The 17,418-nt window shown below is 63.5% G+C and carries 14 protein-coding genes and 2 pseudogenes; 10 read left to right on the top strand and 6 right to left on the bottom strand.

Features of this window, described 5'->3' with window-relative positions:
• The first annotated feature begins 104 nt into the window (after nucleotides 1-104).
• On the top strand, nucleotides 105-1,613 hold the full coding sequence (locus ACSE4D_RS17860) for a hypothetical protein (protein ID WP_436326337.1): 1,509 nt from the start codon (nucleotides 105-107) through the stop codon (nucleotides 1,611-1,613).
• Nucleotides 1,614-1,707: 94 nt separating this feature from the next.
• Here ACSE4D_RS17860 and sucB read toward each other — a convergent pair whose 3' ends face one another.
• From sucB to ACSE4D_RS17845, 3 genes are all read right to left on the bottom strand, one after another.
• The gene (gene sucB, locus ACSE4D_RS17855; RefSeq protein WP_425120062.1) at nucleotides 1,708-3,567 is read right to left on the bottom strand and encodes a 2-oxoglutarate dehydrogenase, E2 component, dihydrolipoamide succinyltransferase; all 1,860 of its coding nucleotides are present in this window, start codon (nucleotides 3,565-3,567) and stop codon (nucleotides 1,708-1,710) included.
• 21 nt (nucleotides 3,568-3,588) lie between these two features.
• Nucleotides 3,589-4,977 (bottom strand): dihydrolipoyl dehydrogenase, encoded by a 1,389-nt coding sequence (lpdA, locus tag ACSE4D_RS17850; RefSeq protein ID WP_135542354.1) that lies wholly within the window; start codon nucleotides 4,975-4,977, stop codon nucleotides 3,589-3,591.
• Between the two features lie 153 nt (nucleotides 4,978-5,130).
• The gene (locus tag ACSE4D_RS17845) at nucleotides 5,131-6,606 is read right to left on the bottom strand and encodes a leucyl aminopeptidase (protein ID WP_426936293.1); all 1,476 of its coding nucleotides are present in this window, start codon (nucleotides 6,604-6,606) and stop codon (nucleotides 5,131-5,133) included.
• A gap of 97 nt (nucleotides 6,607-6,703) precedes the next feature.
• Here ACSE4D_RS17845 and ACSE4D_RS17840 point away from each other — a divergent pair, with 97 nt between their 5' ends.
• A complete protein-coding gene (locus ACSE4D_RS17840; RefSeq protein WP_425120065.1) occupies nucleotides 6,704-7,810 on the top strand; it encodes a quinone-dependent dihydroorotate dehydrogenase in 1,107 nt (368 codons plus the stop codon).
• On the opposite strand, the gene ACSE4D_RS17835 is transcribed toward ACSE4D_RS17840, so the two are convergent.
• Nucleotides 7,785-8,396 (bottom strand): DUF3043 domain-containing protein, encoded by a 612-nt coding sequence (locus tag ACSE4D_RS17835; RefSeq protein WP_425120066.1) that lies wholly within the window; start codon nucleotides 8,394-8,396, stop codon nucleotides 7,785-7,787. The two genes, ACSE4D_RS17840 and ACSE4D_RS17835, sit on opposite strands and share 26 nt — an antisense overlap.
• 23 nt (nucleotides 8,397-8,419) lie before the next feature.
• Here ACSE4D_RS17835 and ACSE4D_RS17830 point away from each other — a divergent pair, with 23 nt between their 5' ends.
• The 6 genes from ACSE4D_RS17830 (at nucleotide 8,420) to ACSE4D_RS17805 (ending at nucleotide 14,014) form a co-directional block, all read left to right on the top strand.
• The gene (locus ACSE4D_RS17830; RefSeq protein ID WP_426936292.1) at nucleotides 8,420-9,796 is read left to right on the top strand and encodes a dipeptidase; all 1,377 of its coding nucleotides are present in this window, start codon (nucleotides 8,420-8,422) and stop codon (nucleotides 9,794-9,796) included.
• Nucleotides 9,797-9,875: 79 nt separating this feature from the next.
• Nucleotides 9,876-10,229, top strand: coding sequence for a HesB/IscA family protein (locus ACSE4D_RS17825; RefSeq protein ID WP_135542344.1), 354 nt, complete (start codon nucleotides 9,876-9,878; stop codon nucleotides 10,227-10,229).
• Between the two features lie 32 nt (nucleotides 10,230-10,261).
• On the top strand, nucleotides 10,262-10,939 hold the full coding sequence (gene aat, locus ACSE4D_RS17820; RefSeq protein ID WP_135542342.1) for a leucyl/phenylalanyl-tRNA--protein transferase: 678 nt from the start codon (nucleotides 10,262-10,264) through the stop codon (nucleotides 10,937-10,939).
• Between the two features lie 110 nt (nucleotides 10,940-11,049).
• Nucleotides 11,050-11,922 carry an aa3-type cytochrome oxidase subunit II gene (gene ctaC / locus ACSE4D_RS17815; protein WP_135542340.1) on the top strand — a complete coding sequence of 291 codons (873 nt, stop codon included), beginning with the start codon at nucleotides 11,050-11,052 and terminating at the stop codon, nucleotides 11,920-11,922.
• Nucleotides 11,919-13,616 carry an aa3-type cytochrome oxidase subunit I gene (gene ctaD / locus ACSE4D_RS17810; protein ID WP_426936291.1) on the top strand — a complete coding sequence of 566 codons (1,698 nt, stop codon included), beginning with the start codon at nucleotides 11,919-11,921 and terminating at the stop codon, nucleotides 13,614-13,616. The genes ctaC and ctaD overlap by 4 nt, the downstream gene beginning before the upstream one ends.
• Complete coding sequence (locus ACSE4D_RS17805) at nucleotides 13,613-14,014, top strand: cytochrome c oxidase subunit 4 (protein ID WP_426936290.1); 402 nt, start codon at nucleotides 13,613-13,615, stop codon at nucleotides 14,012-14,014. Before ctaD ends, ACSE4D_RS17805 begins: the two co-directional genes overlap by 4 nt.
• Before the next feature lie 98 nt (nucleotides 14,015-14,112).
• Here ACSE4D_RS17805 and ACSE4D_RS17800 read toward each other — a convergent pair.
• Nucleotides 14,113-14,259 (bottom strand): annotated as a pseudogene (locus ACSE4D_RS17800) (ISL3 family transposase); the annotation flags it as partial.
• A 349-nt stretch (nucleotides 14,260-14,608) separates the two neighbouring features.
• Here ACSE4D_RS17800 and istA point away from each other — a divergent pair.
• Nucleotides 14,609-16,138: an IS21 family transposase gene (gene istA, locus ACSE4D_RS17795; RefSeq protein WP_426936289.1), complete on the top strand. Its 1,530-nt coding sequence runs from the start codon at nucleotides 14,609-14,611 to the stop codon at nucleotides 16,136-16,138.
• Nucleotides 16,138-16,914: an IS21-like element helper ATPase IstB gene (gene istB / locus ACSE4D_RS17790; RefSeq protein WP_426936288.1), complete on the top strand. Its 777-nt coding sequence runs from the start codon at nucleotides 16,138-16,140 to the stop codon at nucleotides 16,912-16,914. Before istA ends, istB begins: the two co-directional genes overlap by 1 nt.
• 243 nt (nucleotides 16,915-17,157) lie before the next feature.
• Here istB and ACSE4D_RS17785 read toward each other — a convergent pair.
• Nucleotides 17,158-17,319, bottom strand: a pseudogene (locus ACSE4D_RS17785) (ISL3 family transposase); the annotation flags it as partial.
• Nucleotides 17,320-17,418: the final 99 nt, after the last annotated feature.

Genomic DNA, 17,418 nt, shown 5'->3' with positions numbered 1-17,418 from the left:
AGAACCCGGTTCCCGGAATGTGACCCTTGACATCGAGGTGCCGACGCTATCACTATTAAATAAACACAAATAGCATAGAAAGCCATCAACGGAGATGACGAAACATGACATGGGAGCTTCAGGCACAGATCTCCGACGACGTCTACCGTGTGAGCGGTCCCTCAGGAGAAGCCGTTTGGGGGATCGACAACGATTCCTTCGATGTCGACGATCCGGAGGCCCTCGGCACTGCCGAAGTGGAACTGCCGACCGGTCGACGGTCACTGCTCCTCGTCCCCACTCTGCCCGGCGGCCTCGTCCTCGACGTTGTGCGCGCCTATCAGGGACTGACCGATGCCGAGCTGTGCACTCTGTTCCTCGGCATCGTCACGGAACTTCGCGGCTGCTCATGTCCCGAACAGCGGCTGAGTCTGAAGGCGTTCGCACTCGAAGCCGCAGGACGTCCGGTGCTCATCCCCGGTCTCTCGGTGCCCTTGGAGACGTCACCGCGGCGTGCCGTGGGGGAGATGCTCTACCACGCCGGCTGCGGCCGTCCGTGGGCCGAATGCCTGCTGCCGGTCAACCTTGCGCTGGCTGATTCGTCACAGGCGCTGCGGGCCGTCGTCGGCGACCTGCTCGCGGATTCGGGTCCCGACACCGGGCTGGCTGCGGCACTCGACGAAGTGGCCGAATCGATGCGGTCACTGGCCAGCCCGGCTCCGCTCCCGCTGGTGCCGGCCGATCGGGAAATCGCGCCCGAAACAGCTCTGACGGCGCGTCTGCGTGCTGTAGCCGGTCAACCTCTCGGTCGCGGATCCGGCCGAGATGCGGTGCCGGTCGAACGCAGCGCCACGAGGTTCCCGACCCGGACGAGTGAGCCGGTGGCCACGGGCTCACCGGCCACTGGAACCGAGTCGAGGACCGCTGATTCGACTCAGACTCACGCAGCACGGACCGTGTCCGCCCCGGGCTCAGCCGCTGAAACCCTGCGTGCGGCCAGCCGACGGTCCCTGAGGGGGCGTCAGCGCTCGCGCCGTCGGGGCCCCGGATCCTCCGCGCTTCAACAGGCGGCCGGACGGTTTCGCGGGTTGTTGAGAACCTGGCTGCATCGTCTCAGGGGAGCAGGCCGAGGACAGTGGCTGGTCGCCGCGGCCGCGTGCCTCACTCTCGTCGGTGGTCTCCTCGTCTGGCAGTCGTGGACGGCCGGTGAACTCGATTGGCGGAGGACTGCCCCGAACTCCCAGACCGTGTCGGGCGATACGGCAGAGCTCAGCGCTGAGGAGGTGGCACACGTTCTCTCGCGACTCTGCGCCGACCGTGCTCAGGCGCTCAGCGATGGGGACGAGGCGGCCCTGCAAGTGCTGACTGTGCCGGGATCGGCCGCCGCAGCCGCCGATGAGCTCATCGATCCTTCCCGGTTCATCGGCTCCGACTATTCCATCGCAGTCGATGGGGTGGAGATCATCGATGCCGATGCGAACAGGATCGTCGCCTCGGCGCAGATGCACTCCACCGCGGGAAGCGGCAGCGAGACCGAGGACTTCGGGATGCTGTCGGTCGAATTCGAACTCAAACGCCTTGACGGCCGCTGGCGGGTCGAACAGGTCACCGAGACGGCAGTCGGACAGCACTGATGATCGCGGCAGGACTGCAACCTGGTCATGAATGACCCGAGGGGCCGACCACGGATGGTCGGCCCCTCTTCAGGGTGTGCGGAAGACCGCAGCCTCAGAGGTCGAGGTCGGCCTCGAAGTTGCCCTCTTCCAGACGTGCCTTGATGGTCTGCAGGAATCGACCCGCATCCGCACCGTCGACCAGCTGGTGGTTGTAGGTCAACGGCAGATACACCATGTCGCGGATGGCGATCGACTCGTCACCGTCGGCCGTCTGCACGGCGATGGGGCGACGGACGATGGCACCCGTGCCGAGGATGCCCATCTGCGGCTGGTTGATGATCGGCGTATCGAACAGCGCCCCCACGGAACCGATGTTGGTCACGGTGAACGTGCCGCCCGAGAGCTCGTCCGGCATGATCTTGTTGTTGCGGGTCCGGTCGGCGACATCATCGATGGCCTTGGCCAGACCAGCGACGCTGAGGTCACCGGCATCCTTGACCACCGGCACCAGCAGACCGCGTGGGGTATCCACGGCGACGGCGAGATGCTCGTGATCGAAGTAGGTGATCTGCTGCGACTCGAGATCGTACTGCGCGTTGACCTTCGGGTGCACCTGAAGCGCTTCGACGATGGCCTTGGCGAAGAACGGCAGGTAGGTCAGCTTCGAGCCGTGCTTGGACTGGAAGGCTTCCTTGTTCGCCTTGCGCAGCTTGACGATGCGAGACATGTCGACTTCGACGACCTGCGTGAGCTGAGCAGAGACCTCGAGGGACTCGCTCATCCTCTTCGCAATGGTCTGGCGGATCCGCGAGGCCTTCTCCGTGGTGCCGCGCAGCTTCGCGACCTCCTCGGGGATCTCGACCTTGAACGGTGCCTTCGGCGCACCGGATGGTGCGGCGGCAGCGGCAGGTGCCGTGGGTCCGTTCTTGGCCGCCGTCTCGACGTCCTGTTTGCGGATGCGACCGCCGACGCCGGTGCCGGTGACCTGCGAGAGATCGACGCCCTTCTCGCGTGCCAGACGACGCACGAGCGGAGTGACATAGGCGGCGTTCTCACCGACCGTGTCCGCTGCAGCAGGAGCCTGCGTCGCGGCCTCGACCGGTTCCTCGGCCTGCGCTGCCGAAGCAGTCTGGGCGGAGGGTGCCTGTGCCGGCTTGGGCGCCGACTCCTGCTTCGGGGCCTCCTGTGCGGGCGCCTCCTGCTTGGGGGCTTCCTCGGCGGAGGTTTCCTGCTTGGGGGCTTCCTCGGCAGGTTCTTCCTGCTGGGGAGCTTCCTCGGCGGGCGCCTCGTCCTTCGGGGCCTCCTCGGCGGGAGCCTCTTCCGCAGGTGCTCCGGTTCCGACACGTGCCAGGGGTGCGCCGACCTCGACGGTCTCGTCCTCTTCGGCCAGATGTGCCTGGACGATTCCGGCGACGGGGGAGGGCACCTCGGTGTCAACCTTGTCGGTGGAGACCTCGAGCAGCGGCTCGTCGACCTCGATCTCGTCGCCGACTTCCTTGAGCCAGCGGGTCACGGTGCCTTCGGTGACGGATTCGCCGAGCGCCGGCATCGTGATTTCGGTGCCTTCACCTGAGCCTTCGGACTGTGCAGCCGGTGCGGTCTCGGCGGCCGGTTCCTTGTCCGTGCTCTCGTCTTCGGCGGGAGTCGAGTCCTCGGCGGGGGCCGAGTCCTCTTCGGGCTCTTCGGCGGGAGCTTCTTCGGCAGCCGGAGCGGAATCGTCGGAGGACGATCCGCTGCCGTCGCCGATGTAGGCGAGATCTCCGCCGACCTCGACGACGTCGTCTTCATCGGCGAGGATCTTCTCCAGTGTGCCCGCGTACGGGCTGGGGATCTCGGTGTCGACCTTGTCGGTCGACACTTCGAGCAGGGGCTCGTCTACTTCGACCTCGTCGCCGACGGACTTGAGCCAACGGGTGACTGTGCCCTCGGTGACCGACTCTCCGAGAGCCGGCATCTGAACGGAATTCGACATGAGTTTTCGTCTCCTCGGATCTTATGAGTGGAAGTGCAGGGGTTTGCCGGCCAGAGCCAGGTGAGCTTCGCCGAGAGCTTCGTTCTGCGTCGGGTGAGCATGGATGAGCTGTGCGACTTCCTCGGGGAATGCTTCCCAATTGACGATGAGCTGAGCTTCACCGGCCTGCTCGGACAGGCGCGCGCCGATGCCGTGGACACCGACGACCGGACCGTCCTTCTCGCGGATGACCTTGATGAGTCCGGTGGTTCCCAGGATGACGGATTTGCCGTTGCCGCCGAGGTTGTACTCGAGCGATTCGACCTGGTCCTTGCCGTACTTCTCCTCGGCCTGAGCCGAGGAGAGCCCGACGGAGAAGATCTCCGGTTCGCAGTAGGTGACGCGGGGGATGCCCGATTCGAGCACGGGCACCGGGTTCAGGCCCGCAATCTCCTCGGCGATGAAGATGCCCTGGCCGAAGGCGCGGTGGGCCAGCTGCAGGCCGGGCACGATATCGCCGCAGGCGTAGATGTTGCCGACGCCGGTGTGGAGACGTTCGTTGGCGAGGACGAATCCGCGCTCCATCGGAATGCCCTGCTCTTCGAATCCGAAGCCCTCGGTCACGGGACCGCGGCCCACGGCCACGAGGAGGTATTCGGCTTCCAGAGTCGATCCGTCTTCGAGCGTGACCTTGACCCCGTCAGCGGTCTCCTCGACACCCTTGAACATGGTGCCGAGCTTGAACTTGATCTTGCGCTTCTTGAAGGCGCGTTCGAGGTTCTTCGAGATCGTCTCGTCTTCGTTCGCGACGAGGTGCTTGAGACCCTCGACGATCGTGACGTCGGCGCCGAAGGAGTTCCAGACGCTGGCGAACTCGACGCCGATGACGCCGCCGCCGAGGACGATGGCCGAGTTCGGCACCTTGTCCAGTTCGAGAGCCTCGGTGCTCGTGATCACGCGATCGGTGAGCTCGAGTCCGATGGTCTTCGAAGTCGAACCGGTCGAGAGCAGAACGTTCGTGCCCGTGACGGTGTGGTTGCCGTCTTCGCCGCTGACCTGGACGGAGCCCTTGCCGACGAGCTTGCCGGTGCCGAAGTACGTGTCGATTCCGCGAGCCTTGACCAGGCCCTGCAGCCCTTTGTAGTTGCGGGTGATGACTCCGTCCTTGTACTCGAGCACCTTGTTGATGTCGATGCCCTTGAACTCGGCTTCGATGCCGAATGCTTCGGAGTTCTTGGCGGAGTCGGCGACCTCTGCGGCATGCAGAAGGGCCTTCGTCGGCACGCAGCCACGGTGGAGGCAGGTGCCGCCTACCTTGTCGCGTTCGATCAAAGCGACCTTCATGTCGAGTTCTGCGGCTCGCAGAGCAGCGGCATAACCGCCGGTTCCGCCGCCCAGAACGACAAGGTCGTAGGTCAATGAATCACTCACGGATTACTCCTCGTAGCTGTGAATAAGCCTGCGCTAAGCAGCTTTCTGTCTTATCTTTCCACTTTTCTCGCTCGGGGCGAAAGGAAACGCTGTCTGATTGGACACAGGTGGGGATCATCACGTTGACCTCGACAGCGTGTAGAACTTCGTTGTTCAGCCCTCCGACTTCGCGATTTCGATGAGCGTGCGCACCGCCGCTCCGGTCGCCGCCTTCGGGGTGTATCCGAAGGGTGCCGAGCCGTTGAAGCTGGGCCCGGCGATATCGATGTGCGCCCATTCGGTGCCGTCGCCGACGAACTCGCGCAGGAACGCGGCCGCAGCGAGCATGCCGCCGGGTCGCGGCCCCGAGTTCGTGAGGTCCGCCGAGGTGGAGTCGAAGCCCGAGAGCATCTCCTCCGGAATCGGCATCGCCCACATGTTCTCACCGGCCACGCCTGCCGAGGCGATGACCTCTTCCCGCGCCGTCGTCGATCCCATGACCCCCGAGGTGCGTTCGCCGAGGGCGACGATCTGGGCGCCGGTGAGAGTGGCGACGTCGATGAGCAGGTCGGGGTTCTCGGCGTCGGCGTCGGTGAGTGCATCGGCGAGGACGAGGCGGCCCTCGGCATCGGTGTTCGTGACTTCGACCGTCTTGCCGCTGCGCATGGTCAGCACATCGCTGGGCCTCTGTGCTGAGGAGCCGGGCATGTTCTCGGCCATCGGCAGCCAGGCGGTCACACGCACGGGCAGTCCGAGGTCGGCGATGCCGAACAGTGCCTGCACGACGGCGGCCGAACCGGCCATGTCGGACTTCATGTCCTCCATGCTCTTGGCCGGCTTGAGCGAGATTCCGCCGGAGTCGAAGGTGATGCCCTTGCCGACGAAGCTGAGATGGCGCTTGGCACCCTTCGGCGCGTATTCGACCTTGACGAGACGGGGGCCGCGGGTCGAGCCCTGTCCGACGCCGATGATGCCGCCGTAGCCCCCGGCCTTGAGTTCCTTGTCGCCGAGGACGGTGACTTTGAGTCTGCGTTCCTTGGCCTGCGTCTTGACGATCTCGGCGTAGGACTCGGGGTAGAGGTCCAGGGGCGGAGTGTTGACGAGGTCACGGGCACGATTCGTCGCGGCCGCGATCGCGGTTCCGGCGTCATGGGCGGCGGCGAACGTTTTGCCCTTGGGCCCGATGACGCTGACTTCGCCCGGGGCTTCGCCTTCGCTGCGGTAGTCGAGGAAACGGTAGGCACCGAGCCCGGCGCCCACGGTGACGGCTTCGACTTCGGCGGGGGTGGCCGCCGGCAGAGCCAGGGCGACCGAGTCGACGCCGTCGAGTGCGCGCAGCGCCGCACCGGCGCCTCGGCGCAGTGCCTCAAGAGTGGCGGCGACGTCCTCGGTGGCGGCGTCGAAGTCGCCGAGGCCGACGAGCACCACGGAGTCCGCAGCGACGCCCTTCGGCGAGGGAATCCGAGCGGTGGAACCGGCCTTTCCGGTGAACCCGATGGCCTTCGCAGCCTCGTCGAGCGCGGTCCGCGCGGCCTTTGCTCCTTCGAGCGCGAGGACCGTCGAATCCGCGGCGCCCAGCACCAGCACGGAGGCGGTGGCCTTCACCGGTGAGGTCGTGGAGTAGCTGCTTGGGGTGGATGCACCAGCCATGAGTTCCCTTTCAGTCGTCTTTGAACGTTGATTCGATCCTAATGCCAAACAACGCGGGATGCGGAAGCGGCGGGTGACTGTGACATATTCTGGGGATGTGTACTCATTGATCTTCAGACTTCTCTTCGCACCGATGGATGCCGAACGGGCCCATCATCTCTCGTTCTCCGCACTGCGTGCACTCGACCGTGTTCCGCTGCTCGGCCGTGTTCTGCGCTTTGTCTGTGCGCGCCGAACCGTCCGCCCCGTATCGGTATTGGGCCTGCCGTTCCCCAACCGAGTGGGCCTGGCCGCCGGATTCGATAAGAACGGGGTCGGGGTGCGGGCCATGTCCGCCCTGGGCTTCGGTCATATCGAGGTCGGAACGATCACCGCCCATGCGCAGCCCGGCAACGATCGTCCGCGCCTGTTCCGGCTGCGGGAGAATCTCGCGCTGCTCAACCGCATGGGCTTCAACAACGACGGTGCGCGGCAGGCTTCGTTCAACATCGCCGAGGAGCGGAAGAGGATCGACGCGCTCCCACCTGGCCTGCGTCCGATCGTCGGAGTCAACATCGGGAAGACGAAGATCGTCGAGGCGGCCGATGCGGTCGCCGACTATGCGGCGTCGACTCGAGTGCTGGCCCCTCTGGCCGACTACCTCGTCATCAATGTCAGCTCGCCGAACACCCCGGGACTGCGGGATCTGCAGTCAGTGAGCAGCCTCGAACCGATCATCACCGCAGTCCGTGACACCGCCGCTGAGGTGGTGGCGGCGCCGCGTTCGACGCTCGGTCACGTGCCGCTGCTGGTCAAGATCGCCCCCGACCTCGCCGATGACGACGTTGCCGAGATCTGCGAGCTCGCCTTGCGCTCCGGAGTCGACGGCCTCATCACGACGAACACGACGATCGACCGATCCGTGCTGGGCGGGCAGGAGGCCCCGTTCGCCGAGGTTCAAGCCGGCGGAATCTCCGGTCGCCCGCTGGCCGAACGTTCCTTCGAGGTGCTGCGCCTGGTAAAGGAGCATGTGGGCGATAGCCTCACGGTCATCTCCGTCGGGGGAATCGCGGATGCCGAAGACGCCCGGGCACGAGTGGCCGCGGGCGCCGATCTGGTCCAGGTCTACTCGGAGATGATCTACTCCGGACCGTTCTTCCCCGGCCGCGTCATCCGCGGCCTCGAGTCGACTCGTCTGCTCACTCGGGGTACTGGCGGCGCTTGACCTGAGGCTTGGGCATGCGCAGGGGCCGCAGCTGGATGCTGCGCATGACCGCGTAGAAGGTGATGCCGCGTTCAACCGAACCGAACTTGTTGCGCAGCCGATTCTTGAGGATGTAGTTGAGCACGAACGCATCGAGGATGATGAGTGCGATGAGCCCCCACACCGCGTAGGTGAAGTACTGCTGGATCTGCACCGGCTGCGTGAAGGCAATGACGAGGATGAGGATCGCGGCGGGGATGAAGATCTCCCCGACCGAGAAACGGGCATCGATGTAGTTGCGGATGTAGCGGCGCTGGGGACCCTTGTCGCGGCGGGTGAGGTACTTCTCCTCACCATTCATCATTCCGATGCGTGCACGATCGCGGTCCTGGCGCTGCTGCTCCTTGGCCTTCTTGTTCGCAACCTTGCGATCCTTGTTCACCAAGGGCTGACGGCGCGCGGACTCCTGCTGACTGCGCTTGGGCGTGGGCCGTCCCTTCTTCGCCTCCGCATCGCGCCGAGCGTCGGCTTCTGCGGAGTTGTCGTCATGGACTGGCTGAGAGGCGGAGGTTTTGTCCTCGGCACGAGATTTTTTACTTCCGAACACCTGATGAATACTACCTTTGGAGAATGAGCGAATCGACTTCAGCACTTGACAGTGCACAATTGCATGCCGAATTGGACGCCATCTTCGACGAGGTCCTCAACGATCTCACGGGTCTGGTGGCCATTCCCTCCGTGGCCTGGCCGAGCTTCGACGCCGCCAATGTCACCGCCAGCGCCGAGGCGGTGGCGGGCTTGGCACGGGACCTCGGCCTGGAAGCCGAGATCCTCACCGCGCCGCAGTCCGACGGCACCGACGGCTACCCCGCAGTCGTCGCATCGATTCCCGCGCCCGAAGGGGCTCCGACCGTCCTGCTCTACGCTCACCACGATGTGCAGCCGCCCGGACGCGACGAGGACTGGGACACGGAGCCCTTCGTCGCCACCCGCAGCGGAGATCGTCTCTTCGGCCGCGGTGCGGCCGATGACAAAGCCGGCATCATGGTCCACCTCACTGCTCTGCGTCTGCTGGCCGACCGCCTCGGCGTCGGCGCCACACTCTTCTTCGAAGGGGAAGAGGAAGCGGGCAGCCCGAGTTTCCGCAATTTCCTCGAGACCTACCGGGAACGCCTGCGCGCCGATGTCATCGTCGTCGCCGACTCCGGCAACTGGGCCGCGGGAGTCCCCGCGCTGACGACGAGCCTGCGCGGAATGTGCGCGATCGAGTTCGAAGTCTCCACCCTCGATCACGCAGTCCACTCGGGCATGTACGGCGGCGTCGCACCGGATGCGATGCTCGCGATGACCAAGGTGCTCGCCAGCCTGCACGATGAGAACGGATCGGTCGCAGTCTCGGGCCTCCACTCAGAGCACGGGACCGACATCGACTACGACGAGGCGACCCTGCGCGCCGACTCGGGAGTCTTGGACAGCACGACGCTCATCGGAGCCGGCACACTCGCCTCGCGGCTGTGGACGCAGCCGGCCATCACCGTCATCGGCCTCGACATCCCGGGTGTGGCCGTGTCCTCGAATACTCTGCAGTCCTCGCTCCGGGCCAAACTCTCGATCCGCCTGGCACCCGGAAACACCCCCGCCTCGGCGGTGAGGGCCGTGGAGAAGCACCTCCGAGCGAACCTGCCCTTCGGCGCGCAGCTGAGCATCGGCGAGACCGAGGGCGGCAGCCCGTGGCAGGCAGATGAATCCGATCCCGTCGTCCAGACTGCCCGGCGGGCCCTCACAGACGCGTGGGGGACTGAGTCGGTGACGATGGGCATCGGCGGTTCGATTCCCTTCATCGCCGATCTGCTCGAAATCTTCCCGGACGCGTCGATTCTCGTCACCGGTGTCGAAGACCCCGATGCCAGGGCCCACAGTGCCAATGAATCGCTCTACCTGCCCGACTTCAAGGCCGCGATCGTCGCCGAGGCGCTGCTGCTGCAGCGGCTGGCACCGACGCGATGAGCGCGCCGGGGAATAGGATCCGCGCCGGGGACGTTGTTTGCGGTGTAGCCTGGGGACAGGAACGTGAGAAGGAGTAACCATGACTGTGACTGAAAAAGCCGAGGCCACCCACGAGGTCGAGCTGTCGTCCACCGCTGCCGACAAGGTCCGCAGCCTGCTCGAACAGGAAGGTCGCGATGACCTGCGCCTGCGCGTGGCTGTCCAGCCCGGCGGCTGCTCCGGGCTGATCTACCAGCTCTACTTCGACGAGCGCTACCTCGACGGTGACGCGGTGCGTAACTTCGACGGCGTCGAGGTCATCGTCGACCGGATGAGCGTTCCCTACCTCAGCGGTTCGACCATCGATTTCGCCGATACCATCGAGAAGCAGGGCTTCACCATCGACAACCCGAATGCCGGCGGATCCTGCGCCTGCGGAGATTCGTTCCACTGATCTGCTGTCGCTGACGAGGAGGACCGCTTCTCATGGACCTGGAGGATCTGCGTGCCGTGTCGTTCACGGCCACGCAGCCCCAGGTCCTTTTGTCGTATCGGGCCGGACTGTTCCCGATGGGGGTCGGCGCACAGGGCACCGGTCGCATGGGTTGGTGGGCGCCGCGGCGGCGCGGAGTGCTCCTGCCCGGCGACCTGAGGGTGACGAAGAGTCTGCGCAAATCGATGAAGCACTTCACCTACAGCACTGATCGCGCCTTCGAGCAGGTCATGCGCGCCTGCGCCGATCCGAACCGGTCGGGAACCTGGATCACCGAGGAGATCATCTCCCTCTACTGCGGATTGCACAGGGACGGGTGGGCGCATTCGGTCGAGGTCTGGGCCGAGGACGAACTCGTCGGAGGGCTCTATGGCGTGGCGATCGGATCGTTCTTCGCCGGCGAATCGATGTTCCACACCGCCAGGGACGCCTCGAAAGCAGCTCTGGTCTACCTTGTCGGTCTCTTCGACGGGGTCGACGTGACCACCAGCAACGCACCAGCTGCCACGGCGAACATCCCGCCGGAGCCGGGGGAGTGGCTCATCGACACTCAGTGGCAGACATCACATCTGCAGAGCCTCGGCGTGTCGGAGCTCAGTGGTCTCGAGTACTCGGCACGGCTAGATTCCGCGCTCCGCGGCGATCTCTGTCAGCATATTCTCAACAAATGAACATCTGCAGGTGAATTTCTACCGTCTGTAGCGGTAGTCTTAGACTCGACAGAGTAAGTACTCGTCTCTCGGCCTGACCAGAGACGAAAGAACGTTGTGAAAGGCTGCACGTGGATTCTCCGAATCAGTCAGGACCGCAGCGGTCCTGGGCGAAGCGGCTCGGCATTCTGAGCGCCGTATTGATACCGGCGTTGCTATCGGGTTGCACGAAAGAGCAGATCGCCACAGGATTCCTTCCCGTCGAATCGAAGGGCGCGACGAACCACACGGACGCCTACACAGCACTGTGGAACGGCGCCTGGATCGCCCTTCTGCTGGTGGGTCTCATCGTGTGGGGCCTCATCCTGTGGGCGATGGTCGCGTACCGTCGTCGCAAGCACGATCGTGGACTGCCGGTCCAGATGCGCTACAGCATGCCGATCGAAATCCTCTTCACGGTGACACCGGTCGTCCTCGTCCTCGGGTTCTTCTTCCAGAACGTCCAGGTCATGGAGCAGACGACCGATGATACGACTCCCGGCGAGCAGGTCATCGAGGTCGCAGCCAAACAGTGGGCCTGGGACTTCAACTACGAGACCGAGGACGTCTACTACGCCGGAACACAGGTCGAACTCGACGGCACCGAGGCGCCGGAGGAAACGGCTCCCGTGCTCTACCTCCCGGTCGACACCGACCTGGAGATCCGCCTGCACTCCCGCGACGTCCTCCATTCCTTCTGGGTTCCCGCCTTCCTCGAGAAGCGCGATATGATCCCCGGCCACGACCAGAGCCTGCATCTGCGTGCCGAGAAGGAAGGCGAGTACGTCGGCAAGTGTGCCGAGCTGTGCGGCGAGTACCACTCTGAGATGCTTTTCAACGTCAAGGTCGTGTCGAAGGAAGAGTTCGCCGACTATACGAAGTCTCTTGCCGATCAGGGCAACACAGGCCAGCTGGGACCGGAGTACGATCGCAACTGGTACCCGAAAGAAGGTGCTGAACAATGACCGCCACGATGGATCAGGCGGCCCTTGACGCTCCAGTGGTTCCACGGAGCAAGGGCAAGGCAATAGTCGATTGGATCACGTCGACGGACCACAAGACGATCGGATACATGTATCTGATCGCGTCGTTTTCATTCTTCTGCATCGGCGGGGTGATGGCGCTGATCATCCGCCTCGAGCTCTTCGAGCCCGGAATGCAGATCGTCGAGACCAAGGAACAGTACAACCAGCTGTTCACCATGCACGGCACCCTGATGCTGCTGATGTTCGGGACACCGTTGTTCGCGGGGTTCGCCAATGTCATCATGCCGTTGCAGATCGGTGCCCCGGATGTGGCATTCCCGCGGCTGAACGCTTTCGCGTTCTGGATGTTCCTCTTCGGTTCGCTGATCGCGCTGTCGGGCTTCCTCACCCCGCAAGGGGCTGCGGCCTTCGGGTGGACTGCCTACGCTCCACTGAACAACACGACGTTCACTCCCGGCGTCGGAGGCAATCTGTGGGTCCTCGGCCTGGGGCTGCAGGGCTTCGGCACCATCCTCGGCTCGGTCAACTTCATCACCACCGTCATCACGATGCGTGCACCGGGGATGACGATGTTCCGGATGCCGATCTTCACCTGGAACACTCTGATCACCGGCATCCTCGTGCTCATGGCCTTCCAGCCGCTGGCTGCTGCTCTGCTGGTCCTCGGTGCTGACAGAATTTTGGGCTCGCATGTGTTCAGTCCGGGCAACGGGGGCCCGATTCTGTGGCAGCACCTGTTCTGGTTCTTCGGCCACCCCGAGGTGTATGTGATCGCGTTGCCGTTCTTCGGCATCGTGACCGAGATCTTCCCGGTCTTCAGCCGCAAACCCGTGTTCGGCTACAAGGAGCTCGTGTTCGCCACGATCGCCATTGCGGCGCTGTCGGTGACCGTGTGGGCTCACCATATGTACGTCACCGGTGTTGTGGCCCTGCCGTTCTTCGCGTTCATGACGATGCTCATCGCGATTCCCACGGGTGTGAAGTTCTTCAACTGGATCGGCACGATGTGGAGAGGCTCGATCACCTTCGAGACACCCATCGTGTGGTCGATCGGCTTCCTGGCCACGTTCCTCTTCGGTGGTCTCACCGGTGTCATCATGGCCAGCCCCGCTTTGGACCAGCAGATCTCGGACACCTATTTCATCGTCGCCCACTTCCACTACGTCGTCTTCGGCACCGTCGTCTTCGCGATGTTCGCCGGGTTCTACTTCTGGTGGCCGAAGTGGACAGGCAAGATGCTCAACGAGAAGCTCGGACACATCCACTTCTGGATGCTGTTCGTCGGCTTCCACGGCACGTTCCTCGTCCAGCACTGGCTCGGTGTCGACGGCATGCCCCGTCGTTACGCCGACTACCTGCCGCAGGACGGCTTCACCTGGATGAACCAGGTGTCGACGGTCGGCTCGCTGCTGCTGGGTCTGTCCATGGTTCCGTTCTTCTGGAACGTGTGGATCACCTCGCGCAACGCACCGAAGGTCACGGTCGACGACCCGTGGGGCTACGGAGCATCGCTCGAATGGGCGACCTCGTGCCCGCCCCCGCGTCACAACTTCACCTCGCTGCCGCGGATCCGCTCTGAGCGTCCTGCCTTCGACCTCAACCATCCGGAGCTGCTCGAATACGCAGGTCACAACTCCTCTGAGGAACAGCTGATTGGAGGTTCCGTCAAATGAAATCTTCGATCGTAGTCTTCCTCGTCAACGCGGTGTTCTTCTTCGCCGTATCCGTGGTCTACGGATTCGCCACCGACTGGGGCGAGATGGTCGGGTTCCCGGCCCTGCTGCTCACCGGCGGCATGTCAGGAATGATCGGTATCTACCTGTGGCTGACGGACCGCCGTGTCGGTCGTCAGCCCCAGGACCACGAAGATGCCGAGATCTCGGATGCGGATGCCGACTACGGGTTCTTCAGCCCGTGGAGCTGGTGGCCGATTGCGTGTGCGGGTGCCGCTGCCATTGCGTTCTATGGAATCGCCATGGGTTGGTGGATCTTCCCGTTCGGTGCTCTGCTCGGCATCATCGCTCTCGTGGGCCTGTCCTACGAACACGATCGTGGGGACTTCGCCCACTGATCTGAGCTCCGGCGTGATGTACTCAGCCGCACACTGTGGCCCGAACTCATAAGAGTTCGGGCCACAGTGCCATTCACAGCGTCTGCGACCGTTGTACCGTCGAGCGGACATCTCGCGAGGTAATGCGTGAGGCTTCGAAACCCGAGTGCTGATCCCCGCAGAGGCTCGAGCCGTCCGTTCCTCGATTCGGGGGACCCGTTCGATGTTCCCTGCTCGGTGAAGAGCACCACCACGTCGGCTACTCGGTGCTACTGCGGCGAGCTTGTGGACGGGGAAGGGGTCCATGACTTCGACAGCTTCGGACAGCTCCTCGACGGAGCTGTTGTGAAGCCGGAGAATCCGTCGATGGCGACGACGCCGATACCATCACGCCAAAGTCCTTCGCTCGGGTTGTTGGCGGCCATGGAAAACTGCCCATAGGCGGACAGTAGAAATGCCCGTTCCTGGCCACAAGAACTGCCCAGTGGCGGCCACGATTTCTGCCCATCCGAGCATGTAGAACCTCTCATTGAGACACGACCCCGAACCACTTCCGGGAGATGATGACGGTGTCTAATCGATCAACATCCACCACGAGAGGGTTCGGGGCCGCGTATGAAGTCTGACGGAGAAATCATGGAAATTCTAGAAGCGTATGACTCCACAGGGTCCTACCGAGCCGCAGCCGAGTTGGCAGGGTGTTCACACCACACAGTCAAGGCCCACGTCACCGCCCGCGCTCAAGGCCGCCCGGTGGGCGTGCCCGTCCGCCGTGATCGGGTCACGGACGAGTTCATGGACAAAATCACGGAGCTGGTAGCTCGTTCAGGGGGCCGGATCCGTGCCGATAAGGTCCACGAACGCCTTCTTGGACTCGGCTATGAAGGTTCGGAGAGATCAACTCGCCGTGCCGTCGCCCACGCCAAAGCGGTCCATGAAAGAGCGGGTCGTCGTGTGCATCGTCCCTGGGTGGCAGAGCCGGGACTGTGGCTTCAATACGACTACGGTGACGGGCCCGTCGTCGGTGGCGTGAAGACGGTGTTGTTCATCGCGTGGTTGGCGTTCTCGCGGTTTCGCATCGTCATTCCGCTTCGGGATAAGACGCTGGCGTCGGTGTTTATGGTCTTAGACCGCACGTTTCGACTCATCGGCGGCATCCCGACCTATGTGTTGACTGATAACGAGAAGACCGTCACGACGATGCATATCGCCGGGGTTCCGGTGCGCAATCGCGACACAGTCTCATTCGCGAAGTACTACGGAACGACGGTCCTGACGTGTCAGCCGGCCGATCCGGCGTCGAAGGGCGGGGTGGAGCGGTCCGTCCAGATCGCGAAGGCTGATCTGGTGCCCACAGCCACGAACCTGCGCAATGAGTACGCTTCGTTTGCTGACCTCGAGGCCGCGTGCCAAGCCTTTATGTCCGAGATCAACGAGAAAGAGCATCGGGTGACGAAACGATGTCCGATCGACTTGATCGGTCAGGAGCAGGAGAGGATGCATCCGGTCCCGGATCGGGCGCATACGATCGCGTTCGGTCTGTCGAGGAAGGTTCCGGTCAATACGCCGATGGTCGCTTTCGAGTCCGGGCAGTATTCGGTACCGCATGCACTCCTGGGGTCCGAGGTCTTCGTCCGCGTCCACGGTGTCGCCGAGGCAGAACAGATCATCATCGTAGCTGCCGGTCGTGATGGGGTTCGGGAAGTCGCCCGACACGGCAGGGCCCGGCCCGGATCGCCGAAGATCGATGACGAGCATTTCCCGACTGATGCCACACAGAAGGTGCCCGGAGTGTATGCGGTCACAGCGAACAGTCCTGATGAGGAAGCGTTCCTGATGATTGGGCATGGTGCTCACGAGTGGTTACGTGAGGCGGCCGCGGCAGGGACGTCGAGGATGCGACAGAAGATGGGCCAGGCCGTGGCACTGTCGCGGTTGCATGGTCGAGAACGTGTCGATGAGGTCCTGGGTACGGCGGCTGCCTATGGTCGCTTCGGCACTGGTGATGTGGCGTCGCTGCTGGCCCACCGGGTTGCTGATCAAGGCAGTCGCAGTGCGGGTGAGGATGCGTCCCTGGCGCAGGGGACTGTGGGATGGCAGGCGATGAGCTCACCGTCGACGACTGCGGACGGGGGTGAGCTGTGATGGTTGTCTCTGCCCAGGCTCCAGTCCTTGATACCGAGGTCGAGGCGCTGATGCGACGGTTGAAGATGCCGTATGCGCGCAGTCTTGCCCCCGAGTTGTTGGCCACGGCGAAAGCGCAACGGTGGGAGCCGGTCGAGGTCGTGCGGGCATTGTTAGTCGAGGAATCTCGTGGCCGATCGGCGGCGATGTTAGCGACCCGGCGGAAGCAGGCCGGGTTTCCCACGGGCAAGACGTTCGAGTCCTGGGATGAGGAAGTGTCATCGATTCCTGTACCCACGCAGCAGGCGCTGTCGACGCTGGAGTGGGTGGGGCGGAAGGAGAACCTGGCCATCTGTGGGCCCGCGGGAACCGGCAAATCGTTCTTCCTGGAAGCGCTGGGACAGAAAGTCATCGACGGCGGTGGACGCGTGTCCTGGCTGAAGCTGGAAGATCTGGGCGGACTCGTTCGTGCTCATCGTCCTGATGACCAGGTGACGAAGACTGTTCAGCGGCTGTTGCGAGCCGATCTCGTGATCGTTGACGACATCGGGCTGCTGCCGGTCAGTGATGATGCTGCCGAAGGTCTGTATCGGCTTGTCGATGCTGCTTATGAGAAGAGATCCGTCGCGATTTCGTCGAATCTCCATCCTTCTGCTTTCGACCAGTTGATGCCCAAGACCGTGGCTACGGCGACGGTTGATCGGCTCCTTCATCATGCTCATTTGGTCCAGACCAGTGGGGAATCGATTCGACTCAGCCAGGCCGTTTCTGGGGCAGGGGTGGTTGCTTTGAGCTGATATCGACGGCCCCGGGTGGTCACGACTGGACACAACGAGTCGATGGGCAGAAATCGTGGCCACCAGCGGGCAGTTTTATTGGCCACCAGTGGGCAATTCTCGTGGCCGTCTATGGGCAGTTCCTACTGACCGTTGACATCGGGTCTTCAGCCGTTGTTTGAACACCTGTTTCGAGCGTCTGGGCACCATGTCGAACAACAGTGCCGGGCCCGTTCCTTCACTGATGTGGGGGTGGAGGACGATGATGACGATATCGCGACCAGTCCCATGGCCACCACACCGTCGGCACCAGTCATCAGCGGTGTTGGGGCGATATTCCAGAAGGGCATTGTGCCCGGTGATGTGTTGGCCGGCGCAGCTCAGATCGCGGTGATTGAGTCTGCAGAATCTCGTGAGATCAGCCATCGAGTAAGTGGACTTGGCCACGTCGAGGTCTTTCGGATGGACGGTGAAGGTCGTTCCATCGGCGGAAGGCTTCGAGGCTTATCCGGGCAGCGACTCGCC

Origin of the sequence: Brevibacterium sp. FAM 27836 (genome assembly GCF_051351055.1) — a bacterium.
Taxonomy (GTDB): Bacteria; Actinomycetota; Actinomycetes; order Actinomycetales; family Brevibacteriaceae; genus Brevibacterium.
This window is presented reverse-complemented; position numbering and strand designations above follow the sequence as displayed.